Here is a 1,274-nt window from a genome sequence, read left to right on the forward strand (position 1 = left end):
GGTCGGAGGCGTCGGCGTGCTCGGCCTTCAGCGCTTCGATCAGTTTGGCGCGATTAGCGTCGGCGCCGACGATCACGGTACGGCGGTCGAGCCGGCCTTGCGACGCCCAGTGCCGCACCAGCGCGCGCACCGACAGTCGCTCGATGATCAGCAACGCGAGCCCAGCGAAAAAGAACGAACCCAGCCACAGCCGCGACACTTCGCCGCCAAGCTTGGCAAAAAACGATGCACCGATGAACAGCAGGAATACGATCGACCACGTCGAGATGATCCTGGTCATCTGTTTCAAGGTGCCGCGGAACAGCTGCACCTCGTAGAGGTCGGCTGCCTGGAATGCGACGATTGCGGTCGCCGTGGTGCCGAGGATCGCCGCGATGTACTCCCAAGCAAAGCCATCGCGGCGGACCACCAGCGCGAAGTACAGCGCGATGCCGACGGCGGCGATCACCAGGAAATCAGCCAGGCGGACGGAGCCGGCGATCACGATCGGCGAAAACGCCGGCGGAACCTTCTGATTGGCGACGGCGAGGGCGGCCGGCGACAAACGCTTGCGGCGTTCCACGCGCGGCGCGCCGTCGCCGCTGGCGACCACGGCTTCCGTCGCTGCAGCGCTGATCATCGAGCGTGCGCTGATCGGCTCCATCTGTTCATGTCCGTCTCTTGCGTCGGCACGACTTTGTCGTCCGGCGAACTCCCCCGGTCCGGGCCTTAACGGAAAAGTCGCAAGAAACGGTTAGCGCGACCGCCGACGCTCAGCGCTGCTGCGCCAAGGCTTCGCGGTAGCCGGCGAGCACGCCTTCGACCATCGCCTTTTGCGAGAAGTGCAGAAAGATCCGCTCGCGCAGCCGCCTGGCCCGGTCTCGGGCGGCGTTCAGGTCGTCGAGCGCGGCCGCAATCGCCTTTGCCATCGCGGCCGGATCGCTGGGGGCGAACAACGCGTCGCGATGGTCCGGACCAAAGATCTCCGGGATGCCGCCGACATTGGCGGCGATCATCGGGACGCCGGCAGCGGCTGCTTCGATCACCACATAGGGCATGGAATCGCCGCGCGACGGCACCACCAGCAGACGGCCCTGCGCGAAACCATGACGAGCTTTGACGTGGCCGATGAAACGCACCGCGGCGCCGAGATCGAGCCGCGCCACCTGCGCCTTCAACGCCGCGGTTTCTTCGCCGTCGCCGCCGAGCGTCAGCGTCACCGAACGGCCCTCGGCCCGCAGCCGCGCAATCGCGTCGACCAGCAGATCGGCGCCCTTGATGTGACGGAATTCACC

1 protein-coding gene and 1 pseudogene are annotated in these 1,274 nt (G+C 66.6%); both read right to left on the minus strand.

Going from position 1 to position 1,274, the window contains the following annotated elements; translation table 11 throughout:
- Positions 1 to 643: pseudogene (locus tag DYI24_RS26730) on the minus strand (undecaprenyl-phosphate glucose phosphotransferase); the annotation flags it as partial.
- A 109-nt stretch (positions 644 to 752) separates the two neighbouring features.
- A partial coding sequence (locus tag DYI24_RS26735; protein WP_164574470.1) for a glycosyltransferase occupies positions 753 to 1,274 on the minus strand: 522 nt, incomplete at its 5' end.

The organism is Rhodopseudomonas sp. BR0C11 (assembly GCF_010820945.1).
GTDB classification, from domain to species: domain Bacteria; phylum Pseudomonadota; class Alphaproteobacteria; order Rhizobiales; family Xanthobacteraceae; genus Rhodopseudomonas; species Rhodopseudomonas palustris_H.